Annotated in this window: 26 protein-coding genes; 16 read left to right on the plus strand and 10 right to left on the minus strand. The window is 51.7% G+C overall.

Going from position 1 to position 22,562, the window contains the following annotated elements:
• Positions 1-5 precede the first annotated feature (5 nt).
• From ulaC to LG384_RS02270, 4 genes are read left to right on the plus strand one after another with little or no spacing between them, the layout of a single operon-like run.
• Positions 6-473, plus strand: coding sequence for a PTS ascorbate transporter subunit IIA (gene ulaC, locus LG384_RS02255; protein ID WP_045439010.1), 468 nt, complete (start codon positions 6-8; stop codon positions 471-473).
• 13 nt (positions 474-486) lie between these two features.
• Positions 487-1,137 carry a 3-keto-L-gulonate-6-phosphate decarboxylase UlaD gene (gene ulaD / locus LG384_RS02260; protein WP_045439012.1) on the plus strand — a complete coding sequence of 217 codons (651 nt, stop codon included), beginning with the start codon at positions 487-489 and terminating at the stop codon, positions 1,135-1,137.
• A gap of 9 nt (positions 1,138-1,146) precedes the next feature.
• On the plus strand, positions 1,147-2,001 hold the full coding sequence (locus LG384_RS02265; protein ID WP_045439014.1) for an L-ribulose-5-phosphate 3-epimerase: 855 nt from the start codon (positions 1,147-1,149) through the stop codon (positions 1,999-2,001).
• Complete coding sequence (locus LG384_RS02270; RefSeq protein WP_200012449.1) at positions 2,001-2,687, plus strand: L-ribulose-5-phosphate 4-epimerase; 687 nt, start codon at positions 2,001-2,003, stop codon at positions 2,685-2,687. The genes LG384_RS02265 and LG384_RS02270 overlap by 1 nt, the downstream gene beginning before the upstream one ends.
• Before the next feature lie 134 nt (positions 2,688-2,821).
• On the opposite strand, the gene yjfY is transcribed toward LG384_RS02270, so the two are convergent.
• The gene (gene yjfY, locus LG384_RS02275) at positions 2,822-3,097 is read right to left on the minus strand and encodes a DUF1471 family protein YjfY (RefSeq protein WP_045439020.1); all 276 of its coding nucleotides are present in this window, start codon (positions 3,095-3,097) and stop codon (positions 2,822-2,824) included.
• 297 nt (positions 3,098-3,394) lie between these two features.
• Here yjfY and LG384_RS02280 point away from each other — a divergent pair, with 297 nt between their 5' ends.
• From LG384_RS02280 to LG384_RS02305, 6 genes are all read left to right on the plus strand, one after another.
• The gene (locus LG384_RS02280) at positions 3,395-4,159 is read left to right on the plus strand and encodes a TSUP family transporter (RefSeq protein WP_045439023.1); all 765 of its coding nucleotides are present in this window, start codon (positions 3,395-3,397) and stop codon (positions 4,157-4,159) included.
• Between the two features lie 159 nt (positions 4,160-4,318).
• A complete protein-coding gene (rpsF, locus tag LG384_RS02285; RefSeq protein ID WP_006686337.1) occupies positions 4,319-4,714 on the plus strand; it encodes a 30S ribosomal protein S6 in 396 nt (131 codons plus the stop codon).
• A gap of 6 nt (positions 4,715-4,720) precedes the next feature.
• On the plus strand, positions 4,721-5,035 hold the full coding sequence (gene priB / locus LG384_RS02290) for a primosomal replication protein N (RefSeq protein WP_006686338.1): 315 nt from the start codon (positions 4,721-4,723) through the stop codon (positions 5,033-5,035).
• A 4-nt stretch (positions 5,036-5,039) separates the two neighbouring features.
• Positions 5,040-5,267, plus strand: a complete 228-nt coding sequence (gene rpsR / locus LG384_RS02295; RefSeq protein ID WP_000135199.1) for a 30S ribosomal protein S18 — start codon at positions 5,040-5,042, stop codon at positions 5,265-5,267.
• Positions 5,268-5,308: 41 nt separating this feature from the next.
• Positions 5,309-5,758: a 50S ribosomal protein L9 gene (rplI, locus tag LG384_RS02300; RefSeq protein WP_003025676.1), complete on the plus strand. Its 450-nt coding sequence runs from the start codon at positions 5,309-5,311 to the stop codon at positions 5,756-5,758.
• Between the two features lie 143 nt (positions 5,759-5,901).
• On the plus strand, positions 5,902-6,849 hold the full coding sequence (locus LG384_RS02305; protein WP_225760388.1) for a DMT family transporter: 948 nt from the start codon (positions 5,902-5,904) through the stop codon (positions 6,847-6,849).
• Between the two features lie 67 nt (positions 6,850-6,916).
• On the opposite strand, the gene LG384_RS02310 is transcribed toward LG384_RS02305, so the two are convergent.
• On the minus strand, positions 6,917-7,567 hold the full coding sequence (locus LG384_RS02310; protein WP_045439032.1) for an OapA family protein: 651 nt from the start codon (positions 7,565-7,567) through the stop codon (positions 6,917-6,919).
• A 336-nt stretch (positions 7,568-7,903) separates the two neighbouring features.
• Between LG384_RS02310 and fklB the strand changes: the two genes are divergently transcribed.
• Positions 7,904-8,524, plus strand: a complete 621-nt coding sequence (fklB, locus tag LG384_RS02315; protein WP_045449404.1) for an FKBP-type peptidyl-prolyl cis-trans isomerase — start codon at positions 7,904-7,906, stop codon at positions 8,522-8,524.
• Between the two features lie 309 nt (positions 8,525-8,833).
• Positions 8,834-10,243 (plus strand): D-serine/D-alanine/glycine transporter, encoded by a 1,410-nt coding sequence (gene cycA / locus LG384_RS02320; RefSeq protein WP_045439035.1) that lies wholly within the window; start codon positions 8,834-8,836, stop codon positions 10,241-10,243.
• 63 nt (positions 10,244-10,306) lie between these two features.
• Here cycA and ytfE read toward each other — a convergent pair whose 3' ends face one another.
• Positions 10,307-10,969 (minus strand): iron-sulfur cluster repair protein YtfE, encoded by a 663-nt coding sequence (ytfE, locus tag LG384_RS02325; RefSeq protein ID WP_045439037.1) that lies wholly within the window; start codon positions 10,967-10,969, stop codon positions 10,307-10,309.
• A gap of 245 nt (positions 10,970-11,214) precedes the next feature.
• Between ytfE and LG384_RS02330 the strand changes: the two genes are divergently transcribed.
• On the plus strand, positions 11,215-12,768 hold the full coding sequence (locus LG384_RS02330; RefSeq protein WP_225760389.1) for a methyl-accepting chemotaxis protein: 1,554 nt from the start codon (positions 11,215-11,217) through the stop codon (positions 12,766-12,768).
• A gap of 63 nt (positions 12,769-12,831) precedes the next feature.
• Here the strand turns inward: LG384_RS02330 and LG384_RS02335 are convergent, their stop codons facing one another.
• From LG384_RS02335 to LG384_RS02345, 3 genes are all read right to left on the minus strand, one after another.
• Complete coding sequence (locus LG384_RS02335; protein ID WP_200012616.1) at positions 12,832-13,797, minus strand: DMT family transporter; 966 nt, start codon at positions 13,795-13,797, stop codon at positions 12,832-12,834.
• Positions 13,798-13,873: 76 nt separating this feature from the next.
• Positions 13,874-14,698 (minus strand): AraC family transcriptional regulator, encoded by an 825-nt coding sequence (locus LG384_RS02340; RefSeq protein WP_048222305.1) that lies wholly within the window; start codon positions 14,696-14,698, stop codon positions 13,874-13,876.
• A gap of 80 nt (positions 14,699-14,778) precedes the next feature.
• Positions 14,779-15,627, minus strand: coding sequence for an SDR family oxidoreductase (locus LG384_RS02345; RefSeq protein ID WP_048222302.1), 849 nt, complete (start codon positions 15,625-15,627; stop codon positions 14,779-14,781).
• 89 nt (positions 15,628-15,716) lie between these two features.
• Between LG384_RS02345 and LG384_RS02350 the strand changes: the two genes are divergently transcribed.
• Positions 15,717-16,097: a helix-turn-helix domain-containing protein gene (locus LG384_RS02350; RefSeq protein WP_045439054.1), complete on the plus strand. Its 381-nt coding sequence runs from the start codon at positions 15,717-15,719 to the stop codon at positions 16,095-16,097.
• 91 nt (positions 16,098-16,188) lie between these two features.
• On the opposite strand, the gene LG384_RS02355 is transcribed toward LG384_RS02350, so the two are convergent.
• A complete protein-coding gene (locus LG384_RS02355; protein ID WP_225760390.1) occupies positions 16,189-18,132 on the minus strand; it encodes a bifunctional 2',3'-cyclic-nucleotide 2'-phosphodiesterase/3'-nucleotidase in 1,944 nt (647 codons plus the stop codon).
• Positions 18,133-18,388: 256 nt separating this feature from the next.
• Here LG384_RS02355 and cysQ point away from each other — a divergent pair, with 256 nt between their 5' ends.
• A complete protein-coding gene (cysQ, locus tag LG384_RS02360; protein WP_045439058.1) occupies positions 18,389-19,129 on the plus strand; it encodes a 3'(2'),5'-bisphosphate nucleotidase CysQ in 741 nt (246 codons plus the stop codon).
• On the opposite strand, the gene LG384_RS02365 is transcribed toward cysQ, so the two are convergent.
• Positions 19,119-19,676 (minus strand): YtfJ family protein, encoded by a 558-nt coding sequence (locus tag LG384_RS02365; RefSeq protein WP_045439061.1) that lies wholly within the window; start codon positions 19,674-19,676, stop codon positions 19,119-19,121. The two genes, cysQ and LG384_RS02365, sit on opposite strands and share 11 nt — an antisense overlap.
• Positions 19,677-20,005: 329 nt before the next feature.
• Here LG384_RS02365 and LG384_RS02370 point away from each other — a divergent pair, with 329 nt between their 5' ends.
• Positions 20,006-20,212 carry a DUF1107 domain-containing protein gene (locus LG384_RS02370; protein ID WP_041143739.1) on the plus strand — a complete coding sequence of 69 codons (207 nt, stop codon included), beginning with the start codon at positions 20,006-20,008 and terminating at the stop codon, positions 20,210-20,212.
• An 85-nt stretch (positions 20,213-20,297) separates the two neighbouring features.
• On the opposite strand, the gene LG384_RS02375 is transcribed toward LG384_RS02370, so the two are convergent.
• The gene (locus LG384_RS02375) at positions 20,298-21,635 is read right to left on the minus strand and encodes a hemolysin family protein (protein WP_045439075.1); all 1,338 of its coding nucleotides are present in this window, start codon (positions 21,633-21,635) and stop codon (positions 20,298-20,300) included.
• Positions 21,636-21,908: 273 nt separating this feature from the next.
• Positions 21,909-22,547, minus strand: coding sequence for a peptide-methionine (S)-S-oxide reductase MsrA (msrA, locus tag LG384_RS02380; protein WP_225760391.1), 639 nt, complete (start codon positions 22,545-22,547; stop codon positions 21,909-21,911).
• Positions 22,548-22,562 lie beyond the last annotated feature (15 nt).

Below are 22,562 nucleotides of genomic sequence, written 5' to 3' on the forward strand. Positions count from 1 at the left end.
GCCATATGAAATTACGTGATTCATTAGCGGACAATAACGCCATCCTTTTGCAGGCTGATGCCAGCACCTGGCAGGAAGCCGTAAAGCTGGGCGTCGATCTGCTGGTTAAGGCCGATGTTGTCGAACCGCGTTACTACCAGGCGATTCTCGACGGCGTAGAGCAGTTTGGCCCGTATTTTGTGATAGCACCTGGTCTGGCTATGCCTCATGGCCGCCCGGAGGAAGGTGTGAAGAAAACCGGGTTTGCCCTGGTTACGCTGAAAACACCGCTGGTGTTTAACCATGAAGATAACGACCCGGTTGATATTCTGATCACCATGGCGGCAGTGGATGCCAACACGCATCAGGAGGTTGGCATCATGCAGATTGTTAATCTGTTTGAAGATGAAGCTAATTTTGATCGTTTACGTGCCTGCCGCACCGCGCAGGAAGTACTGGATTTAATTGATAACGCCACTGCGGCGGCTGCTTAAAAGGAACACTAAAATGTCATTACCTATGTTGCAGGTAGCGCTGGATAATCAAACGATGGCTTCCGCGTATGAAACAACACGCCTGATTGCAGATGAAGTGGACATCATTGAAGTTGGTACGATTCTCTGTGTCGCTGAAGGCGTGCGTGCGGTTCGCGATCTTAAAGCGCTGTATCCGCATAAAATCGTACTGGCGGATGCCAAAATTGCCGATGCAGGCAAAATTCTTTCTCGTATGTGCTTTGAAGCCAACGCTGACTGGGTGACTGTGATCTGCTGTGCGGATATCAACACCACCAAAGGTGCGCTGGATGTGGCGAAAGAATTCAATGGCGATGTACAGATTGAACTGACCGGTTACTGGACCTGGGAACAGGCGCAGGAATGGCGTGACGCGGGCATTGGACAGGTTGTGTATCACCGTAGTCGCGATGCACAGGCCGCAGGTGTGGCGTGGGGGGACGCAGATATCAGCGCCATCAAACGTCTGGCCGATATGGGCTTCAAAGTCACCGTTACCGGCGGTCTGGCGCTGGAGGATCTACCGTTGTTCAAAGGCATTCCAATCCATGTTTTTATCGCCGGTCGCAGCATTCGTGATGCAGCCTCACCGGTAGAAGCTGCTCGTCAGTTCAAACGTTCCATCGCCCAACTTTGGGGCTAAGGAGCGGTTATGTTGTCGAAACAGATCCCGCTCGGTATCTATGAAAAAGCGCTTCCCGTCGGGGAGTGCTGGCAAACGCGGCTGAAGCTTGCCAGAGAACTGGGTTTTGATTTTGTTGAGATGTCTGTTGATGAAACAGACGACCGCCTGGCGCGCCTGGACTGGAGCCGTGAGCAGCGTCTGGCGCTGGTAAGTGCGATTGCCGAAACCGGTGTGCGTGTCCCTTCCATGTGCCTGAGTGCGCATCGTCGTTTTCCGCTCGGTAGTGAAGATGACGCGGTGCGTGACCAGGGACTGGAGATCATGCGTAAAGCGATCCGATTTGCTCAGGATATTGGCATTCGCGTGATCCAACTGGCGGGTTACGACGTTTACTACCAGAAGGCAAATAACGAAACGCGTCGTCGTTTTCGCGATGGGCTGAAAGAGAGCGTGGAAATGGCGAGTCGTGCTCAGGTGACGCTGGCGATGGAGATTATGGATTATCCCCTGATGAACTCGATCAGCAAGGCGCTGGGTTATGCGCACTACCTGAACAATCCTTGGTTCCAGCTTTATCCTGATATTGGCAATCTGTCGGCGTGGGATAACGACGTGCAGATGGAATTACAGGCCGGGATAGGACATATCGTGGCGGTACACGTTAAAGACACCAAACCCGGTGTGTTCAAAAACGTGCCGTTTGGCGAGGGCGTGGTGGATTTCGAACGTTGTTTTGCGACACTCAAGCAGAGTGGGTATTGCGGGCCATACCTGATTGAGATGTGGAGTGAAACGGCAGATGATCCGGCACGAGAAGTGGCGAAAGCGCGTGATTGGGTGAAAGCGCGTATGGCAAGCGTTGGTCTGGTGGAGGCGGCGTAATGCAAAAGCTTAAACAGCAGGTGTTCGATGCCAACATGGATTTGCCGCGCTACGGACTGGTGACTTTTACCTGGGGCAACGTGAGTAGCATCGACCGCGAACGCGGGTGGGTAGTGATCAAACCCAGCGGTGTTGCTTATGAGGCTATGACCGCAGACGATATGGTTGTGGTCGATATGACAGGGAACGTGGTGGAAGGGCGTTATCGTCCTTCCTCTGATACTGCGACGCATTTGGCACTGTACCGCCGCTACCCGTCGCTCGGCGGCGTGGTGCATACCCACTCAACCCATGCGACGGCATGGGCGCAGGCGGGGCTGGCGATCCCGGCACTTGGCACTACGCATGCGGATTATTTCTTTGGCGATATTCCCTGCACCCGGGCGTTAAACGAAGAAGAGGTACAGAGCGAATATGAGCTGAACACCGGCAAGGTCATCATTGAAACTCTGGGGGACGTTGAACCGCTGCATACCCCAGGTGTGGTGGTGTATCAGCACGGTCCGTTTGCGTGGGGGAAAACTGCCCATGAGGCGGTACATAACGCAGTGGTGATGGAAGAGGTGGCGAAGATGGCGTGGATTGCGCGCGGCATCAACCCATGCCTCAATCCCATTGATGGCTACCTGATGAACAAACACTTCATGCGTAAGCACGGCCCGAACGCCTATTACGGACAGAAATAAACAAAACGCTCCGGAGCTAACGCTTTCAGGGGATGTTATCGATCAGCTCCGGATGCGTTTTACTGCAAAAAAAGCCCCCAATGAAGGGGGCAAGTCAAACTGTGGCAATGTTCTCGTTGGTTATTTCTGGATAGCTAGCGATAAATATCCGCGCTGGCGCGCATATTTCCGTTACTACCTGGCTCCCTGGTGAGGATTACGTGGTAGTAGGTAGCGCCTTGAGCATCTGTTTCTTCATTCAGGGCCTGATTGGCTTCACTTTCAGTGGCGAAGTTATGGTTTATGTAAATTACGCCTAAGCTCTGCACATCATCCATATTTCTGGCCTGATGATTGTCAATCTTGATGGCTGCTGTTGCACTTGCACTGAGCAAAAGTACAGCCAGAAGGGTCAAAACACGGGCTCGCATATGTACCTCCTCGACTGCGGTCTCTGGTTCGCTTTCTCCTGTGAGTAGATAACTTCTGATTTAATTTTAACCGTTACCGACGGAGTCGATAGCGACCATTTCTGATGCAGTTGTTCAAAAAATTACCGCATGCCTGTCTTTCCTTTAATTAACAGTTAGCTGATGTCTACCGCTGTGGTTAAAAATTCCTGTTTTCCAGGCATAACCTCTTACCAAATGGTCAATTTAACCGAATGAGTACGCCGTCTATAGTGAGCTGAAAAATAATATAACTTTATGATTATAAGGAAAAAACTTATGGATACTTCATTCATGGATTTCAGCTATTTCCTGATTATGTTTATGGTTGCGCTGGTAGCAGGTTTTATTAACGTAGTGTCGGGGGGCGGTGGGTTTCTCTCTATTGGCGCATTGTTGATTTCCGGTTTGCCGCCGGCCAACGCATTGGCGACCAATAAAATTCAGGCGTTGGGCAGTTCGCTCACCTCCGGGATTTATTTTTTACGCCGAGGGCATATCAATGTTCAGGAACACAAATATGTATTTTTATCTGCCTTTATTGGTTCTGCGCTGGGCACCACATTAATCCAGTTTATTGAGCCGGACCTGCTAAAAAAGTTGCTGCCGGTACTGATTATCGCCGTCGCCATCTATTTCATATTTGCCCCTAATCTCAGTGAACCGAAAAGAAAACAGCAGGTGTCACTGCTTCTTTTCTCACTTATCGGCGGCGGGTGCGTGGGTTTTTATGATGGGTTTCTTGGCGCTGGGGCCGGCTCTTTCTATACGCTCTGCTATATCCTGCTTTGGGGATACAGCATCGATAAGGCGCAAATCCACTCTAACTTTATTAATCTGGCATCGAACATCGCCTCGATTTTGTTTTTTATCTTCGGCGGTAAAATGATCTGGTCGCTCGGGCTGGTCATGTTCGTGGGACAATCCCTCGGTGCGCGCCTGGGGGCCACGGTGGTGCTGACGCGAGGAAAGAAAGTCATCAGACCGATGATTGTGATTGTCTCCATTTGCATCAGCGTCAAAATGCTGCTGGATATGTATTAATGACGCCATGATAAATAATCGAACAATCGCCTTGTGTTTGGCTGTAGGCGCAAGTATGATTACGCGTCAATTTTTCAGCCGACCTTTAACACGTTCCTTGCCTCCCCGGGCCTCGGCTGACCCAGACAGGAGGCTGAATAATCCGTAAGGAGCAATTCGATGCGTCATTACGAAATCGTTTTTATGGTCCATCCTGACCAGAGCGAACAGGTTCCGGGTATGATCGAACGCTACACTGGTGCAATCACTGCAGCAGAAGGCACGATCCACCGTCTGGAAGACTGGGGCCGCCGTCAGCTGGCTTACCCGATCAACAAACTGCACAAAGCTCACTACGTTCTGCTGAACGTTGAAGCGCCGCAGGAAGTTATCGATGAGCTGGAAACAAACTTCCGCTTCAACGATGCCGTTATCCGTAGCATGGTAATGCGTACTAAGCACGCTGTTACCGAAGCATCTCCGATGGTTAAAGCGAAAGACGAGCGTCGTGAACGTCGCGATGATTTCGCAAACGAAACCGCAGATGATGCAGATGCTGGGGATTCTGAAGAGTAATTTCTGATGACCAACCGTCTGGCGTTGTCCGGCACCGTGTGCAGGGCTCCCCTTCGAAAGGTCAGTCCATCAGGAATTCCTCATTGCCAGTTCGTGCTTGAGCATCGTTCTGTGCAGGAGGAAGCCGGTTTTCACCGGCAGGCATGGTGCCAAATGCCCGTTATTGTTAGCGGACACGAAAACCAGGCCATTACTCACAGTATAACGGTCGGTAGCGCAGTGACCGTTCAGGGGTTCATTTCTTGCCATAAGGCAAAGAACGGCCTGAGCAAAATGGTTCTGCATGCCGAGCAGATTGAATTGATAGATTCTGGAGACTAGCCATATGGCACGTTATTTCCGTCGTCGCAAGTTCTGCCGTTTCACCGCGGAAGGCGTTCAAGAGATCGACTATAAAGATATCGCTACGCTGAAAAACTACATCACCGAAAGCGGTAAGATTGTCCCAAGCCGTATCACCGGTACCCGTGCAAAATACCAGCGTCAGCTGGCTCGCGCTATCAAACGCGCTCGCTACCTGTCCCTGCTGCCGTACACTGATCGTCATCAGTAATCGGTCACGGTCCATTAATACGACTTTGAGAGGATAAGGTAATGCAAGTTATTCTGCTTGATAAAGTAGCAAACCTGGGTAGCCTGGGTGATCAGGTTAACGTTAAAGCGGGCTATGCTCGTAACTTCCTGGTACCACAGGGTAAAGCTGTTCCTGCTACCAAGAAAAACGTTGAATTTTTCGAAGCGCGTCGCGCTGAACTGGAAGCCAAACTGGCTGACGTTCTGTCTGCTGCTGAAGCTCGTGCTGAGAAAATCAACGCACTGGAAACCGTAACCATCGCGTCCAAAGCGGGCGATGAAGGTAAACTGTTCGGTTCCATCGGTACTCGCGACATCGCTGACGCTGTAACTGCAGCTGGCGTTGAAGTGGCTAAGAGCGAAGTTCGTCTGCCGAACGGTGTTCTGCGTACCACTGGTGAGCACGAAGTGAGCTTCCAGGTTCACAGCGAAGTGTTTGCTAAGCTGACTGTAAACGTAGTTGCAGAATAAGTTTTTATTCTGAAAACCGCGTAAAAGCGCCGGCCCTGTGCCGGCGTTTTGCTTTTCTCCCCCTCCTGTTTTTCGCTCTGGCTATTCTCTATCCTTTTCGGGATAATCGTAAAAATAAAACATTATTTCAAAGTGGTGATGGAATGGAAACAACGCACCAACCTCTGTTTGCGCGTAAAAACGTAGTCTATCTGAGCGCGGCGTTCTGCTGCCTGCTCTGGGGAAGTGCCTATCCGGCGATAAAAAGCGGGTATGAGCTCTTCCAGATTGCCACGGATGACATTCCGTCGAAAATTGTCTTTGCCGGATACCGCTTCTTGTTTGCGGGATTATTACTACTGTTGCTGGCTATGATGCAGCGTAAACCTATCGGCAGGTTAAGCCCACGCCAGTTTGGACAGCTCACGCTGCTGGGACTGACGCAAACCTCACTGCAATACATCTTCTTTTACATCGGTCTGGCGTTCACGACGGGTGTGAAAGGCTCAATCATGAACGCCACTGGCACGTTCTTTAGCGTACTGCTGGCCCACTTTATCTACCAGAACGACAAGCTGAGCTACAACAAGGCGCTGGGCTGTATCCTGGGCTTTACCGGTGTGATGGTGGTGAACTTTAACAGTGGCCTGATGGACTTTAGCTTTAGTCTGTTAGGTGATGGCTCGGTGGTGCTGGCAGCCTTTATTCTCTCTGCCGCCACGCTTTACGGTAAACGTATTTCTCAGACAGTGGATCCGACGGTGATGACAGGCTATCAACTGGGGATAGGCGGTCTGGCATTGGTTATCGGGGGCTATGCTTTCGGTGGGACGCTGACCGTACACGGTTCGTCTTCGGTGGCGATTCTTGGCTACCTGACGCTGCTCTCTTCGGTGGCGTTCGCATTGTGGAGCATCTTGCTCAAGTACAATCGTGTAGGGATGATCGCTCCGTTTAACTTTCTTATTCCCGTTTCGGGAGCGGTGCTGTCGGCGATCTTCCTCGGCGAGAATATTCTGGAGTGGAAATACGCGGTTGCGCTGGTGCTGGTCTGTTCGGGGATTTGGTGGGTGAATAAGGTCAGTAAAGTGCGCAAACCACAGAATGCCTGATAACGTGGCGCTTATCAGGCCGATGCCAGTCCGGGTGAGGCATTGACGTCGCCACCCGGACTAAAAATTACCGTGCGCGAATAAAGCTGCCGTTGGGTTGGCGGGTAAACAGCACCTGCTGACCATTACCGGTATCGATAGTTAAACCCGTCACCACTCCATTGGCATTCTGCCTGATCTGTATCATCTGACCATTTTTCAGATTACTCAGCGGTTTTCCTGCCCCCTCGACCTGTGCCATAGCATACACATCGGTTGGTGGAAGGTTATGATCGCGGAATACCTGCGCCAGCGTTTTGCCTGAATCTACGCGATAGGTGCGCCATTGCTGGTCAATCCCGCTATCCTGCTGAAAAGGCTGCGTCTGGGGCTGAGATTGTTGAGCCTGCGGCTGTACGTCTGGTTCTCCTTCCTGGATCGGTTCCGGCGCAACCGGAGCGACCTGGCCAGGATCGTTTTGCGGGGCAACCAGCTGTGCCTGAAGCTGAGCCTCAGTCGGCGGCTGTGATTGCGACTGGAAATCCAGTTGTGCATCACGTGTGACCACTGGAGTATCGCTGGAGTCATTAGAAGGGAGCAGGAAACCTATCACCAGCACGATTGCAGCAGCAATGATGCCACGGCGATGCATAGGCGGTAGCGGGTCCATAATGCGAAAATTGTCCGGTGCATGCCAGATTTTCGCCAGGGTTGGTTTTAATTCAAAGCGCCCGGGCATGGCTTTCCTCCTGCTCCGCTTATCGTTCCTCGATCATAGAGTATAGATGGCTAACGCTATGATGTTCGTCATAATACCCTTCATGCTTCGCGTTGCCGGTGTGTTGGCTGCTCTCACTCACCCTAATTACTTATAAATGTAAGCTCATCGGGATTCGTTCGCCTGCCTGCACTCGAATTTTTCAGGGTATACATCCGCTTTCGTGATATTGATGCGGAATATAGCCATTGTTTCTTTTTCCTCGCGATTTGTCATCTCTTCCTGATACAAAGTTTTACCGGATGCGGCATGGCTGATATGCTGCCCGCTACTTTACATCCGATGAAAGGAAATATGATGGCCACCCCGACTTTTGACACTATCGAAGCGCAAGCAAGCTACGGCATTGGTTTGCAGGTTGGACAGCAACTGAGCGAATCCGGTCTGGAAGGGCTGTTACCTGAAGCGCTGGTCGCTGGTATTGCTGATGCGCTGGAAGGCAAACACCCAGCTGTGCCTGTTGACGTTGTGCACCGCGCACTGCGTGAAATCCACGAACGTGCAGATGCGGTACGTCGTGAACGTTTCCAGGCTATGGCCGCCGATGGCGTCAAATATCTGGAAGAAAACCGTGAGAAAGACGGTGTGAACAGCACTGAATCTGGTCTGCAGTTCCGTGTTCTGACTCAGGGTGAAGGTGCAATTCCGGCGCGTACCGACCGCGTACGTGTGCACTATACCGGTAAACTGATTGACGGTACTGTGTTTGACAGTTCTGTCGCTCGTGGTGAGCCGGCTGAATTCCCGGTTAATGGCGTGATCCCTGGCTGGATTGAAGCGCTGACCCTGATGCCGGTGGGTTCCAAATGGGAACTGACTATTCCTCAGGAACTAGCTTATGGCGAGCGTGGCGCTGGCGCGTCCATTCCTCCGTTCAGCACGCTGGTGTTCGAGGTTGAGCTGCTCGAGATCCTGTAAGCAGTGACTTCTGTTCCCTTCAGGGTTGAGGGGAGCGGAAAATTAGTTTTAAAACCTATAGTTGTAACAGTATCGATATTTTATCTTGCAAATGACGTTCTTGCGTGTATTTTTGTGAGCTAATTCGCGGTATCAGAGTGATATGACACTCACTTTAAACATTAAATTAACATTATATCTAAATCTTAGTATTCATCCCGCCGATTCTTACCTAATATCGATGAGTCCTGCTAACGGGATCGTCGTATCATAGACACATTAAAGGCCGTAGAGCCTGAACAACACAGACAGGTACAGGAAGAAAAAAACATGGTAGATCAGGTAAAAGTCGTTGCCGACGAAGAGGGTTCGTCTGAACAGTCGCTACGGCGCAATCTCACAAACCGTCATATTCAACTTATTGCAATCGGTGGTGCCATCGGCACGGGCCTGTTTATGGGCTCCGGAAAAACCATCAGTCTCGCCGGACCGTCGATCATCTTTGTATATATGATCATCGGTTTCATGTTGTTTTTCGTGATGCGGGCAATGGGAGAACTGTTGCTTTCGAATCTCGAATACAAATCCTTCAGCGATTTCGCCTCTGACCTTCTCGGGCCATGGGCTGGGTATTTTACCGGCTGGACCTACTGGTTTTGCTGGGTAGTTACCGGGATGGCGGACGTTGTCGCCATTACGGCTTATGCGCAATTCTGGTTCCCTGGACTCTCTGACTGGGTTGCTTCACTGGCAGTGATCATTCTGCTGCTGAGTCTCAACCTCGCCACCGTTAAAATGTTCGGTGAGATGGAGTTCTGGTTTGCCATGATCAAGATCGTCGCCATTGTTGGACTGATTGTTGTCGGTCTGGTGATGGTACTGACGCACTTCCAGTCGCCAACCGGCGTTGAAGCGTCGTTTACGCACTTATGGAATGATGGTGGCTGGTTCCCGAAAGGTCTGAGTGGTTTCTTTGCTGGCTTCCAGATAGCGGTGTTCGCGTTTGTGGGTATCGAGCTGGTGGGAACGACAGCTGCGGAAACCAAAGACCCGGAGAAATCTCTGCCGCGAGCAATTAACTCGATTCCGATCCGTATTATCATGTTCTATGTTTTCGCGCTGATCGTGATTATGTCTGTAACACCGTGGAGCTCGGTTGTTCCAAGCAAAAGCCCGTTCGTTGAGCTGTTTGTGCTGGTAGGGCTACCGGCAGCGGCGAGCCTGATTAACTTTGTGGTTCTGACCTCTGCGGCGTCTTCTGCGAACAGCGGTGTGTTCTCAACCAGTCGTATGCTGTTTGGTCTGGCGCAGGAAGGCGTAGCGCCTAAAGCGTTCGCCAAGCTGTCTAAACGTGCAGTACCGGCGAAAGGTTTGACGTTCTCCTGTATCTGCCTGCTGGGCGGCGTAGTGATGCTGTATGTTAACCCGAGTGTGATTGGCGCATTCACCATGATCACCACCGTATCAGCGATTCTGTTCATGTTTGTCTGGACCATTATTCTTTGCTCGTACCTGGTGTACCGCAAACAGCGTCCGCATCTGCATGAGAAATCGATCTACAAGATGCCGTTAGGCAAGCTGATGTGCTGGGTGTGCATGGCGTTCTTCGTGTTTGTACTGGTACTGCTGACGCTGGAAGAGGATACCCGACAGGCACTGATCGTAACGCCGCTGTGGTTCATTGCACTGGGACTGGGCTGGCTGTTTATCGGTAAGAAACGCATGGCTGGCGTACGCTAATAAAAAAAGAGCCGCGATGCGGCTCTAATATTCCGTAAAACAGGGCGCTCTCAGGCGCCCTTTTTATTCACCAGCGAGGGCACGCGGGAACAACACATTGTTTTCCAGACTGATGTGCTCCATCAGGTCGTCGATCAACTCGTTAATGCCGTTATACATGGCTTTCCAGGTGGTGCAGGCTTCTGGCGGAGGCGTCACATTGTTGGTGATGTGCTTGATCACTTCTACCAGTTCACCGGCATCGTCGTGCTCGCTTTCCATCACGCTGATAGGTCCCATCGCCTGGCTACCCATTCCCTGTTTAATCATCGGGAACAGGATCTGTTCTTCTTTCATCATGTGGCTGGACAGTTCTTCATGCAGCATGGTCAGGTTCTTTGCCAGACCGCGTGGTACGTTAGGTTTGTCTGCATGAACGCGTTCAACTTTAGTGGCTTGCAGGATCAGTTCCGGCAGTTGTTCGCGGTGGCGGTCGTGATAACGAACGATGATATGGTCGATGATTTCTGCCAGCGCTACGGTGCGCCAGTCTTTCTCCAGCGGTTGTTCTGCCAACTGTGCGAGCTGTGCTTCGATAGTTTCTACATCCAGCTCTTTACGTGCGGCAGCGCGTGCCAGCGTTTGCTTACCGCCACAGCAGTAATCCATATCGTATTTACGAAACAGTGCCGAAGCGCGAGGAATAGAGAGCGCCAGTTCACCTAAAGGTTGATCGCGATAAGACATAGCCGTTACCTCATTCTCAATAATATAAGGTGCATTTTAAATGCAACTTATAGAGAAGGATATAACCCTTTCGGGGCAGAGGATTATGTGATGGTTGTCACGAAAATTTCTTATCTCTTTAACATGCTGAATCTTATTGAAAAGGGGAAAAACGGCGAAAAAAACCGCGTCACAAGATTAAATAAGCGGACGCTGCTGCCGATAGTTAGACCTCAGACAATACCTGCATAATAAAAAGGCAACAGATGTTCAAACGAATCAAAGTGATAACCTTACTTATCACCGTGTTACTCGCCCTGGGCGCAATGCAGCTCATTTCCGCAGGCGTTTTTATTGGCGCGCTCAATAACGACAAGCAAAACTTTAACGTGTCTCAGCTTTCCAGCCAGAATGTGGCCGAGTTTACTGATGCCTGGATTAGCCTGAACCAGGCGCGCGTCACGCTCAATCGGGGTATGCTGCGTTTGCAAGGGACGATGGCGAATGAAATTAACGGTGGCCAGTTGAAGGAACTGGTGAATACAGCAAATCGCCTGCTGAATGATGCCAAAGATCATTACGATAAATACTATGCCTTGCCGGAAACGCCGGGTCTGGATGAGCATCTGGCTGACCGGCTCGAAGAGCAGTACGGCATCTATTCTGCAACGCTGGCAAAAATGAATGCGCTGCTCGCTGAAGGCAAACTGGAGGAGATGTTTAAACAGAATGCTGAGCAAAAGCAGACGGTGATGCAGGGGGTTTATCAGGAATGGCGCGCTGCGCAATCTGCTCTGGCAAATGCTGGTGTACAGGATAACGAGAAGGACTATCAGAAGATTATCTGGCTGTTGTCCGCGGTGATGCTGATCGTGATAACCGTTATTGTCGTCAGCTGGATAGCCATGCAACGCGTACTGCTGAGGCCACTCCATGAGGTAATTGGGCACATCCGCCATATTGCCGCTGGCGATCTGACCCACGGTATCAGCGCCGAGGGCAGTAATGAAATGGCGCTACTGGCGCGTAATGTCCGTGATATGCAACAGGCGCTGGCAAACACGGTTGGCGTCGTACGCGATGGGGCAGATACCATCTATACCGGCGCGGGGGAAATCGCTGCGGGTAGTAATGATCTCTCTTCCCGTACTGAACAACAGGCCGCCTCTCTGGAAGAGACGGCTGCCAGTATGGAGCAGCTTACCGCTACCGTGAAACAGAATGCGGACAATGCGCGGCAGGCAACCAGTCTGGCAAAAAATGCCTCACAGACGGCGCAGAAAGGTGGCGCTGTGGTCGATGGTGTGGTGCGCACTATGGATGAGATCGCCACCAGTTCGAGTAAAATTGCGCAAATTACCAATGTTATCGACGGTATTGCCTTCCAGACCAATATTCTTGCACTGAACGCGGCGGTAGAAGCGGCGCGAGCCGGTGAGCAGGGGCGCGGTTTTGCTGTGGTAGCAGGAGAAGTGCGTACGCTGGCGCAGCGCAGCGCCCAGGCGGCGAAAGAAATTAAGGCGCTGATTGATGATTCCGGTAACCGGGTCAACGCCGGTACTGCGCTGGTGCATGAAGCCGGTGAAACGATGGCGGAAATAGTCAGTGCCGTCAGCCGGGTGACTGACATCATGGGTGAGATTGCATCCGCCTCAGATGAACAGAGTCGGGGTATTGATCAGGTAGGTCAGGCGGTTGCTGAGATGGACCGAGTGACGCAGCAAAATGCCTCGCTGGTGGAAGAGTCTGCTTCTGCCGCTGCCGCGCTAGAAGAGCAGGCAGCACGCCTGAATCAGACGGTGGCGGTGTTTAAAGTTTAACGTCTGCTCCGGCCTACAAGAAAATATCCTGTAGGCCGGATTAGCGCAGTACTATCCAGCACATTATGATGGTGAAACCGCGACGACACTTGGTTTTTCCGGTTTGGCCCTGACGGCGACCACCACACCCACAACCAGCAGCACGATGCCACTCAGGGTCAGCAGCGGCGGCATCTCCTGGCGCAGAATAAAGGTGTAGAGCAGGCCCGCCAGCGTTTCAAAGACAATCAGCGGCCCGAGGATCACCGTTGGTAACTTCTGACTGGCGACGTTCCAGCACAATGCTCCCACCCACGAACACAGTACCGCAATGGCGACCATCAGACCGATAAACACGCCCGGACGTGGGCCGAAGGGCAGAGAGAAATCTGGTGTTTGTCCATTTAGCCACAGACAGGCCGCAACGTATCCCAGCAGGGAGACGGGAAGCGTTACCAGTGCCTGCGCTGTTGCCCACATCATTGGATGCTTATCGGGATTCTCTCGCAGCCAGCGGGCATTACGTAGCGCATACCACGCCCAGCACACTACGGAAACCAGCGCCAGCGCGATACCGGAACCGTATCTCCAACCGCTAAAATCAGGCAGTCCCTGATTCAGCTCAGAAATATTCACGCACAGCAGACCAATGCCGATTAGCACCAGGGCAGGGGCTAAGCGCCACCACGATAATTTGCCATCACGTTGACTGTAGAGCAGGTTGGCGAATACCGGGATCACCACCGGTAATGTGCCAATGATCATTGTTGAGACCGGCGCGCCGGTGCGCTGGATCGCACTGGCCAGGCAAACGTAATAAATCAGGTTACCCATCATCGTCAGCGTCAGTGCGGTCATCCAGTCTTTACGCGCCAGCTGGCGCAGACGTCCGCGGCCCAGCCAGGCGATCGGCAGGGCGATCAGTCCCAGCGCCAGATAGCGTCCCATCGACTGCAATACTGCCGGATACTCCGGCACGATCAGCGGCCCGACAAAAATTAATCCCCACATCAGCCCGGCCAGCAGGGCATACAACACACCGCTAATCATTTTTGACATCCACATCGCTTAACATTGCGAGCAGTGTAGGCAGGCAAAATGGCCGCGTATTGTATGAGATTGCGCATTAGCGCGAAAAAACCTGTTTCTGGTAGCGTACAGGCGTAATGCCGTAACGATGAGTAAATGCGCGGGTGAGATGCGACTGGTCGGTCAGGCCAGTCGCTGCGGCGACATCTGCAGCGGGCATGCCGTGAGTAAGAAAACATTTGGCACGCCACAGGCGGATCGCCATCAGCATCTGGTGTGGCGTGACGTGGAAATGAGATTTGAACTGGCGCTGAAAATGCCAGGGACTCAGCGAGGCAACGCGGGCCAGTTCGTCGAGCGTCACCGGGTGCATGTAGTTGTCGTGTAGATATTCGCGTACGCGCTCAAAGCGATGGGCGCCTTCCAGTTGTACCGGCGCATGACGGGCCAGAGGCTGGAATGTATCAATCAGATCGAGCAGTAACCCTTTTTGCGCCAGCGGATCCTCGGTATTCCACAGGCCGTGGATAAGTGAACAGATCTGGTACGAGCGTAGCGGATCGTGGCGCGTAACATCATGAAACCACCAGTGGCGGATCCCGGTGACGTCTTCCAGAAGGTCAGGTTCGAGGTAGACCATCCGATAGCGCCAGCCGTCGGCGGTTGCCGCCTCACCGGTATGCAGCTCATCGGGATTCATGGTGACGACGGAGTGGGCAGGAGCAACGTGCTGCGTACCGCGATAGCGAAACCGTTCTGCACCCGCTTCAATCGCGCCTATGCCAAAGGCTTCGTGGGTATGTGGTTCAAAGGCATAACGGGAGATGTGCGCATGATACAACTCAACGCCCGGAACCTGCGCCAGATGGCGAAAGCGGGCGCTGTCTTTCTCATCAATGAACTGCTCAGGTACACCTTGCACGTTTTCTCTCCCCACGCATCGTCTTTCATTATCAGAGAGGATACGCGGGGATGCCACCATAATTAACCGATTTTTAACACTTACACGATGCCTTTGACGCTGTCCGCCAGAGAAGTTGTCGGGTGACCGGTTAATTGGCTCAGGGTGTGGCTGTCGTCGAACAGACCACCTTTTGAGGCACCGATGTCAGAGTCGGCGAGCATATCCGCCAGTCCGGCAGGCAAACCAAAACCTTTCAGCGCAGCGGCAAAATCGGCTTCACTCAGGTTTTGATACACCACTTTTTTGCCACTCTGTTTTGCCAGTTCGGCGGCAAGTTGGCTCAGGGTCCAGCCCTCATCGCCCGCCAGCTCGTAGATCTTACCGGCGTGACCGTCTTCACTGATGACGCGTGCGGCAGCGGCAGCATAGTCGGCACGGGTCGCTGAGGCGATTTTGCCTTCGCCCGCAGCACCAATAAACACGCCGTGCTCCAGCGCGGCTGGCGCGCTGGCCAGATAGTTTTCGGTATACCAGCCGTTACGCAGCAGGGTATAAGCAATGCCGGAGTCAGCCAGCATTTTCTCGGTTTCCACGTGTTCAGCTGCCAGCCCCAGCGGAGAGCTGTCGGCATGCAACAGACTGGTATAGGCAATAAATTTCACATTGGCGGCTTTTGCCGCGTTAATCACGTTGCGATGCTGTGGGGTACGTTGCCCAACTTCGCTGGACGAGATCAGCAGCAGCTTGTCGATCCCCTGCAATGCTGTAGTGAAAGCGGCCTCGTCGATGTAATCCGCCTGACGGACGGTAATACCCTGTTGGCTGAGTGCAGTAGCTTTGGCTGGGTTACGCACAATGGCCACAATCTGGCTGGCGGGTACGGTTTTCAGCAGGGCTTCAATAACGTGTTGGCCCAGTTGACCAGTGGCACCGGTAATCGCAATCATGGGGAACTCCTTGGTGTTTGTCTTGTGTTTAGTAAAGCTAGCACTTAAACTTACTTTTAGTAAGTACGTACAAAAAGGTAAGTATGAATATGACAACTTCGACACTTTCTCAGCAATTGCGTGACGGCAACTTATTTGCCGAACAGTGTCCCTCCCGCGAGGTGTTAAAACACGTCACCAGCCGCTGGGGCGTGTTGATTCTGGTGGCGCTGCGTGATGGTACGCACCGGTTCAGTGATTTACGTCGCAAGATGGGCGGCGTTAGTGAAAAAATGCTGGCGCAATCCCTGCAGGCGCTGGAGCAGGACGGGTTTATCAACCGGGTGTCGTATCCGGTGGTTCCGCCGCATGTGGAGTACAGTCTCACGCCGTTGGGTGAGCAGGTGAGTGATAAAGTTGCTGCACTGGCGGACTGGATTGAAATGAATTTACCGCAGGTGCTGGCACTGAGGGAAGAGCGGGTTGCATGATATGTTGCCGGATGGCGTTTCGCTTATCCGGCCTGTGTGCGTACACAATTTTTAAGCCGGACAAGGCGTTAGCCGTCATCCTGCATTAACGTTACTTACTCAAATCCAGCTGATAAATGGCAAAACCGATATCGTCGGTGGCGACTTTCTTCAGCGGATACTGCCCTTTCTCTTTGATAAACGTGGCGGCTTTATCGGACGGCGACGTTTCAAAGCGAATATCCAGTTTCGTATCGCTGTGGATCGGCGCCAGACGCCAGTTATTATCCGCCGCTGGGTGAATTTCACCTGCACTCTTCGTCTGGGCACCTATCCATGCCGCCAGCACTGAGCGGTTTTCATCCGGTGAAGCAAACGCGATATGGCTGTCGCCGGTACCGGCGAACTTGCCACCGTAGGCGCGATAGTTGTTGGTTGCTACCAGGAAGGTCGCGTCAGGATCGATAGGTTTACCGTTAAAGGTCAGATTTTTAATACGCTCTGCTTTGGCGTTCACGGTCTGGCACTCGCCGTCGTAGCGGGCGGGTTGTGAAACATCAATCTGATAATCCACGCCGTCAATCACGTCGAAGTTGTAGGTACGGAAGCCGTCCCAGTTAATTAACGACTGGGGTTTGTTGCTGTGAATATCAATCTGATTAAATTGCCCGGCGGAACATTCCAGCCACTCTTTCACTTCTTTACCGCTGGCTTTTACCACCACCAGGGTATTCGGATACAGATAGAGATCGGCGGCATTACGGAAAGTCAGCTGGCCTTTTTCGACTTCCACAAAGCTTGCCGGATCGTTTTTACGTCCGCCGACCTTAAACGGCGCAGCGGCAGAAAGTACCGGCAGTTTTGCCAGATCTGGATCACCCTGAATAAAGTGTTCAACGTAGGCCTTTTGCGCGTTATTCACGACCTGGACGGTCGGATCGTCCTGCACTAATGCCAGATAGCTATACATGTTATCGGCAGATTTTCCGATTGGCTTACTGACAAACTCACGCGTGGCGTCGTGATCGGCTTTCAGGATCTCAACTATCTTGCTGTCCTCGGCAGCCAGGGATTTTTTAGCCGCCGCGTCATAAATGGGACGCGCCTCGGCTTTCGCCTGGGTGACCTGCCATTTACCACTGTTGTCGTTCAGTACCAGATCCACCACGCCCAGATGATCGCCCCACATGCCTGGCATTACTGCAGGAATACCGTTCAACGTGCCTTTGGTAATATCTGCGCCTTTGATACTGGCAAAGTCTTTACCCGGGAAAACGGCGTGAGCGTGGCCAAACATAATCGCATCCACGCCCGGGACTTCGCTGAGGTAATAAACAGAGTTTTCCGCCATGGTCTGGTATGGGTCGGCAGAGAGACCGGAGTGAGCAATCACTACCACCACATCAGCGCCTTTTTCGCGCATTTCCGGCACATACTTACGTGCGGTTTCGGTAATGTCATTCACCGTCACTTTACCGCTGAGATTAGCCTTGTCCCAGGTCATGATCTGCGGTGGTACAAAGCCGATATAGCCAATCTTCAGTGTCTGCTTTTTGCCCTCATTATCGACAACTTCAGTGTCTTTAATCAGGTAAGGGGTAAACAGCGGCATTTGGGTCTTAACGTCGATGATATTGGCGTTAACGTAGGGAAATTTTGCGCCAGCGAGCGCTTTATGCAGATACTCCAGCCCATAGTTAAACTCATGGTTGCCGAGGTTGCCCACCGCGTAATCGAGAGTATTGAGCGCCTTATAGACCGGGTGAGTCTCGCCAGTTTTAAGCCCTTTGGACGCCATGTAATCCCCGAGAGGGCTGCCCTGAATCAGATCGCCGTTATCGACCAGAACGCTGTTTTTTACTTCACCCCTGGCGGCATTAATCAAACTTGCCGTACGCACCAGACCGAATTTTTCAGTTGGCGTATCTTTGTAATAATCGAAATCCATCATGTTGCTATGCAAATCAGTGGTTTCCATTATGCGGAGATCGACGGTTGCAGCATTCACGCTGGCTGCAATCAGCGTGGCCAGAAGCGTTGCACTAAACTTAATCATCAGGGGCATCCTTTTTAAGATCTAAGCCACAAAAGAAAATGTATATAAATCTTCTTGCTTACAGAACTGTGAATCATGACATGAAGTTAGCGTTTAAAACCGCAGACGCTATCACAGTTGGCGGATCCCCTGACGATCGGGTATAAGTAAAACAACGAGTTAACATCACTGATATATACTCTAAATAATTCGAGTTGCAGGAACGCAGCCAACGTACATGCAACTTGAAGTATGACGGGTGTAAACGAGGTGGAGAATGCTAGAACATGTATGCCAGCTTGCACGGAACGCGGGCGATGCCATTATGCAGGTCTACGATGGAATCAAACCGATAGAGATCACCAGCAAGCAGGATGATTCTCCGGTCACTGCGGCGGATATTGCCGCGCACATGGTGATCCTCGAAGGATTACAGGCCCTGACACCAGATATTCCGGTTTTATCAGAAGAGGCTCCCCCGGGCTGGGATATACGTCAGCACTGGCAGCGCTACTGGCTGGTTGATCCTCTGGACGGAACGAAAGAGTTCATTAAGCGTAACGGCGAATTCACCGTGAATATTGCGCTAATTGAGAAGGGAAAACCGGTTCTGGGCGTGGTGTATGCGCCGGTGATGAACGTGATGTACAGCGCGGCGGAAGGTAAGGCGTGGAAAGAAGAGTACGGCGTGCGCAAGCAAATCCGGGTACGCGACGCGCGTCCACCGCTGGTGGTGATCAGCCGTTCGCATGCTGACAATGAGCTAAAAGAGTATCTGCAACAATTAGGTGAGCATCAGACCACGTCGATTGGATCGTCGCTGAAGTTTTGTCTGGTCGCTGAAGGGCAGGCACAGCTGTACCCGCGCTTTGGGCCAACCAATGTTTGGGATACTGCCGCAGGCCACGCTGTTGCCGCAGCAGCCGGGGCGCACGTTCACGACTGGCAGGGGAAACCCCTGGATTACACTCCGCGTGAATCGTTTCTTAACCCCGGCTTCCGGGTCTCTATTTACTGAGCAACTTATGCAGCAGGGCAATAACCTGCTGCACCTCTTCCTGCGTCAATGCGCCATCTTTTGCCCACTGAATGCGGCCATCCTTGTCGAGTACCGCGATGGCTGAACTTTCTTCATCCAGTTGCCAGGCTTTACGCGCAACACCGTTACTGTCGACAATAAACTGTGACCAGGGATAGAGCTTCTTATTACTCTCAAGGCTGCTGCGAACGAACATGCCGGAGCCTGGAATGGCGTCGTCTGTATTGACGATGGTGGTGGTCTGGTATTTATCGTGCGGCAGATTTGCCGCTTTGATTGCCTCGATTAACGTCGCGTTTTTCTCTTTGGCAGAAGTGCGTCCGGCAATGTGTTGCACAATGCGTACCTTCCCTGGCAACTGCGCGCTATTCCAGCTTTTATAACTAAACTTATCGTTATCAAGCACCAGTTCACCGCGATCGGTAATCCCCACCGGCGGCACGCGCTGGTTGGTTTCAAACTTATGTGCGGAGGCCATCATGGGTAGCAGCAGGCATGATACCGCCAGCAGTTTTTGTAAGGTCATGGTGTTTCCTTCTTTCTTTATATTTTGCAGGTGATCCGACCACTTGGGTCTGGAATTTAATCATATGTGCGAATGATGCTTTTTCCCGCAAGTGCGATGCCAGTTTGCGGACGGGCGCACAAATCCTGTGAAAAATGAAGGCTTATACTGAAGACAGCGAATGGATGAAAAGATAATTCTGAATAATTGTAACCTGAAGGTAAATAAACTTATACACGCTGGAAACATCGTAGAGATAGTCTATAGTCATAGGGCATTAAAATTTGCGCCTGAGTATTGTCGGACCGATTGTGGTACCGCAAAGGCGTAATGCTCAGCAGGAGACAACAATGAAAATTTTCCAACGATACAACCCGCTGCAGGTGGCGAAGTACGTGAAGATCCTGTTTCGTGGACGGTTATATATCAAGGATGTAGGCGCTTTTGAATTTGATAAGGGTAAGATTCTTATCCCAAAAGTGAAGGACAAACAGCATTTTTCTGTGATGTCCGAAGTTAACCGTCAGGTTTTGCGTCTGCAAACTGAGATGGCTTGACCAAAGTGCTATGCAGTAGTGTAAGTGGTATATAAAAAAACGGCTCCTTAAACAGGAGCCGTTGATGTTTTTACACTCAGGACATTCAGGCTTTGCTTTCTTCTTTTGCATCCGGCAGTTTCGGCACCAGGACGCTGGGTTTGCTGTCCAGTCGCGTCACCAGCAGCTGATCGATCTTGTAGTTATCGATATCCACCACTTCAAATTTATAGCCTGAGAACTTCACCGAGTCGGTGCGTTTCGGGATTTTACGCAGCATAAACATCATGAAACCGCCGATAGTTTCATAGTTGCCAGACTGTGGAAACTCGTCGATATCCAGCACGCGCATCACGTCATCAATTGGCGTACCGCCGTCAATCAGCCAGGAGTTCTCATCACGTGCTACGATCTGTTCTTCAAGGCCCTGACCGACTAAGTCACCCATCAACGTGGTCATTACGTCGTTAAGCGTGATAATCCCTACTACCAGCGCGTACTCGTTCATGATGACGGCAAAGTCTTCACCTGCAGTTTTGAAGCTTTCCAGCGCTTCTGAGAGCGTCAGCGTATCCGGGACAATCAGTGTATTGCGGATCTGCACGCCGCTGTTTAGCGCCATGCTCTGGTTTGCCAGTACGCGGTTAAGCAGATCTTTGGAGTCCACATAGCCAATGATGTGGTCGATATCTTCATTACACACCAGAAACTTGGAGTGCGGATGTTCCGCAACTTTGTTCTTCAGGCTCTGTTCGTCTTCGTGCAGATCGAACCAGATGACGTTTTCACGTGATGTCATGGAAGACGGGACGGTACGGGATTCCAGCTCGAACACATTTTCAATCAGCTCATGTTCCTGTTTACGCAGTACACCCGCCAGCGCGCCAGCTTCTACCACGGCGTAAATATCGTCTGAGGTGATGTCATCTTTGCGCACCATTGGGATCTTAAACAGGCGGAAAATGTTATTTGCCAGGCCGTTAAAGAACCACACCAGCGGGCGGAACACGAACAGGCAGAAGCGCATCGGGTTGATGATACGCAAAGCCACAGCTTCTGGCGCAATCATACCGATGCGTTTCGGGGTTAAATCCGCGAACAGGATGAACAGGCCAGTTACCAGTGAGAACGAGAGGATAAAGCTCAACTGTTCGGACAGCTCTGGAGCGAAGTATTGCGAGAACAAGCCGTAAAAAGCCGGAGAAAACGCAGCATCCCCCACGATACCGCCAAGAATGGCGACGGCGTTAAGACCAATTTGCACCACGGTGAAGAACATGCCGGGATTTTCCTGCATCTTCATAACGCGTTGTGCATTGATATTGCCTTCATCGGCAAGCAGCTTAAGTTTAATTTTGCGTGATGCGGCAAGCGAGATCTCGGATATCGAGAAGAACGCACTCACGGCGATCAGGCAGAGAATGACTAAAATACTGTTTAACATATCTTATCCGACCGTTAAGGCCAGATCCTCGGAAGGGAGAAGTTGATACTCGTCGTCTTTCAAGCCGCAGATGCGTTGGCTGCACTCATTCACCCCAGTCACATAGTTATCTATGCTCCTGGGGATTCACGAGTTTGCCGCCTTTCTGCAACTCGAAATCCATAGAGTATAAATCCAATGGAATATTCATTGAAAACCGGCTCGCGGAAGTGAGCCGGTAAATTCAGAAGCTAGTATAGCGTAAGCGACTGTAAAGTCGCCAGAGGCTGATATTTATCCTTGTGGCGGCAGGCAAACCCCAATGCCGCCAATGCCGCAATATCCATAAGGATTTTTGTGCAGGTACTGCTGGTGATCGTCTTCGGCATAGTAGAACGGGGTTGCCGTTTTGATTTCCGTTGTAATAGGACGATCATCACCGGCTGCGGTCATCGCTGCCTGAAAGCGTTCAAGGCTGGCCTGGGCTGCGGTATTTTGCTCCGGAGTTAATGGATAAATTGCGGAACGATACTGAGTGCCCAGATCGTTGCCCTGACGCATACCTTGCGCCGGGTCGTGATTTTCCCAGAATACCTGCAGTAGCTGTTCGTAGCTGATAACATGCGGGTCATAGACGATACGTACTGCTTCAGCATGGCCCGTATCACCAGAACAAACCTCCCGATAGGTTGGATTGGGGGTATAGCCGCCAGTGTATCCGGCTGCAGTGCTGTACACGCCGGGGAGTGACCAGAACAAACGTTCTACGCCCCAGAAACAGCCCATGGCGAAAAGGGCGATCTCCATACCGTCGGGCACGTTGGTCATCGAATGTTGGTTAACCGCATGCAGCGTTGCCACTGGCATCGGGGTGTTGCGTCCAGGTAATGCATCTGCTTGAGTAACAAGATGCTTTTTATCAAATAAACTCATGGCCGTTCTCCCGAA

It is taken from the genome of Citrobacter sp. Marseille-Q3906, from assembly GCF_916618775.1.
GTDB lineage: Bacteria > Pseudomonadota > Gammaproteobacteria > Enterobacterales > Enterobacteriaceae > Citrobacter > Citrobacter murliniae.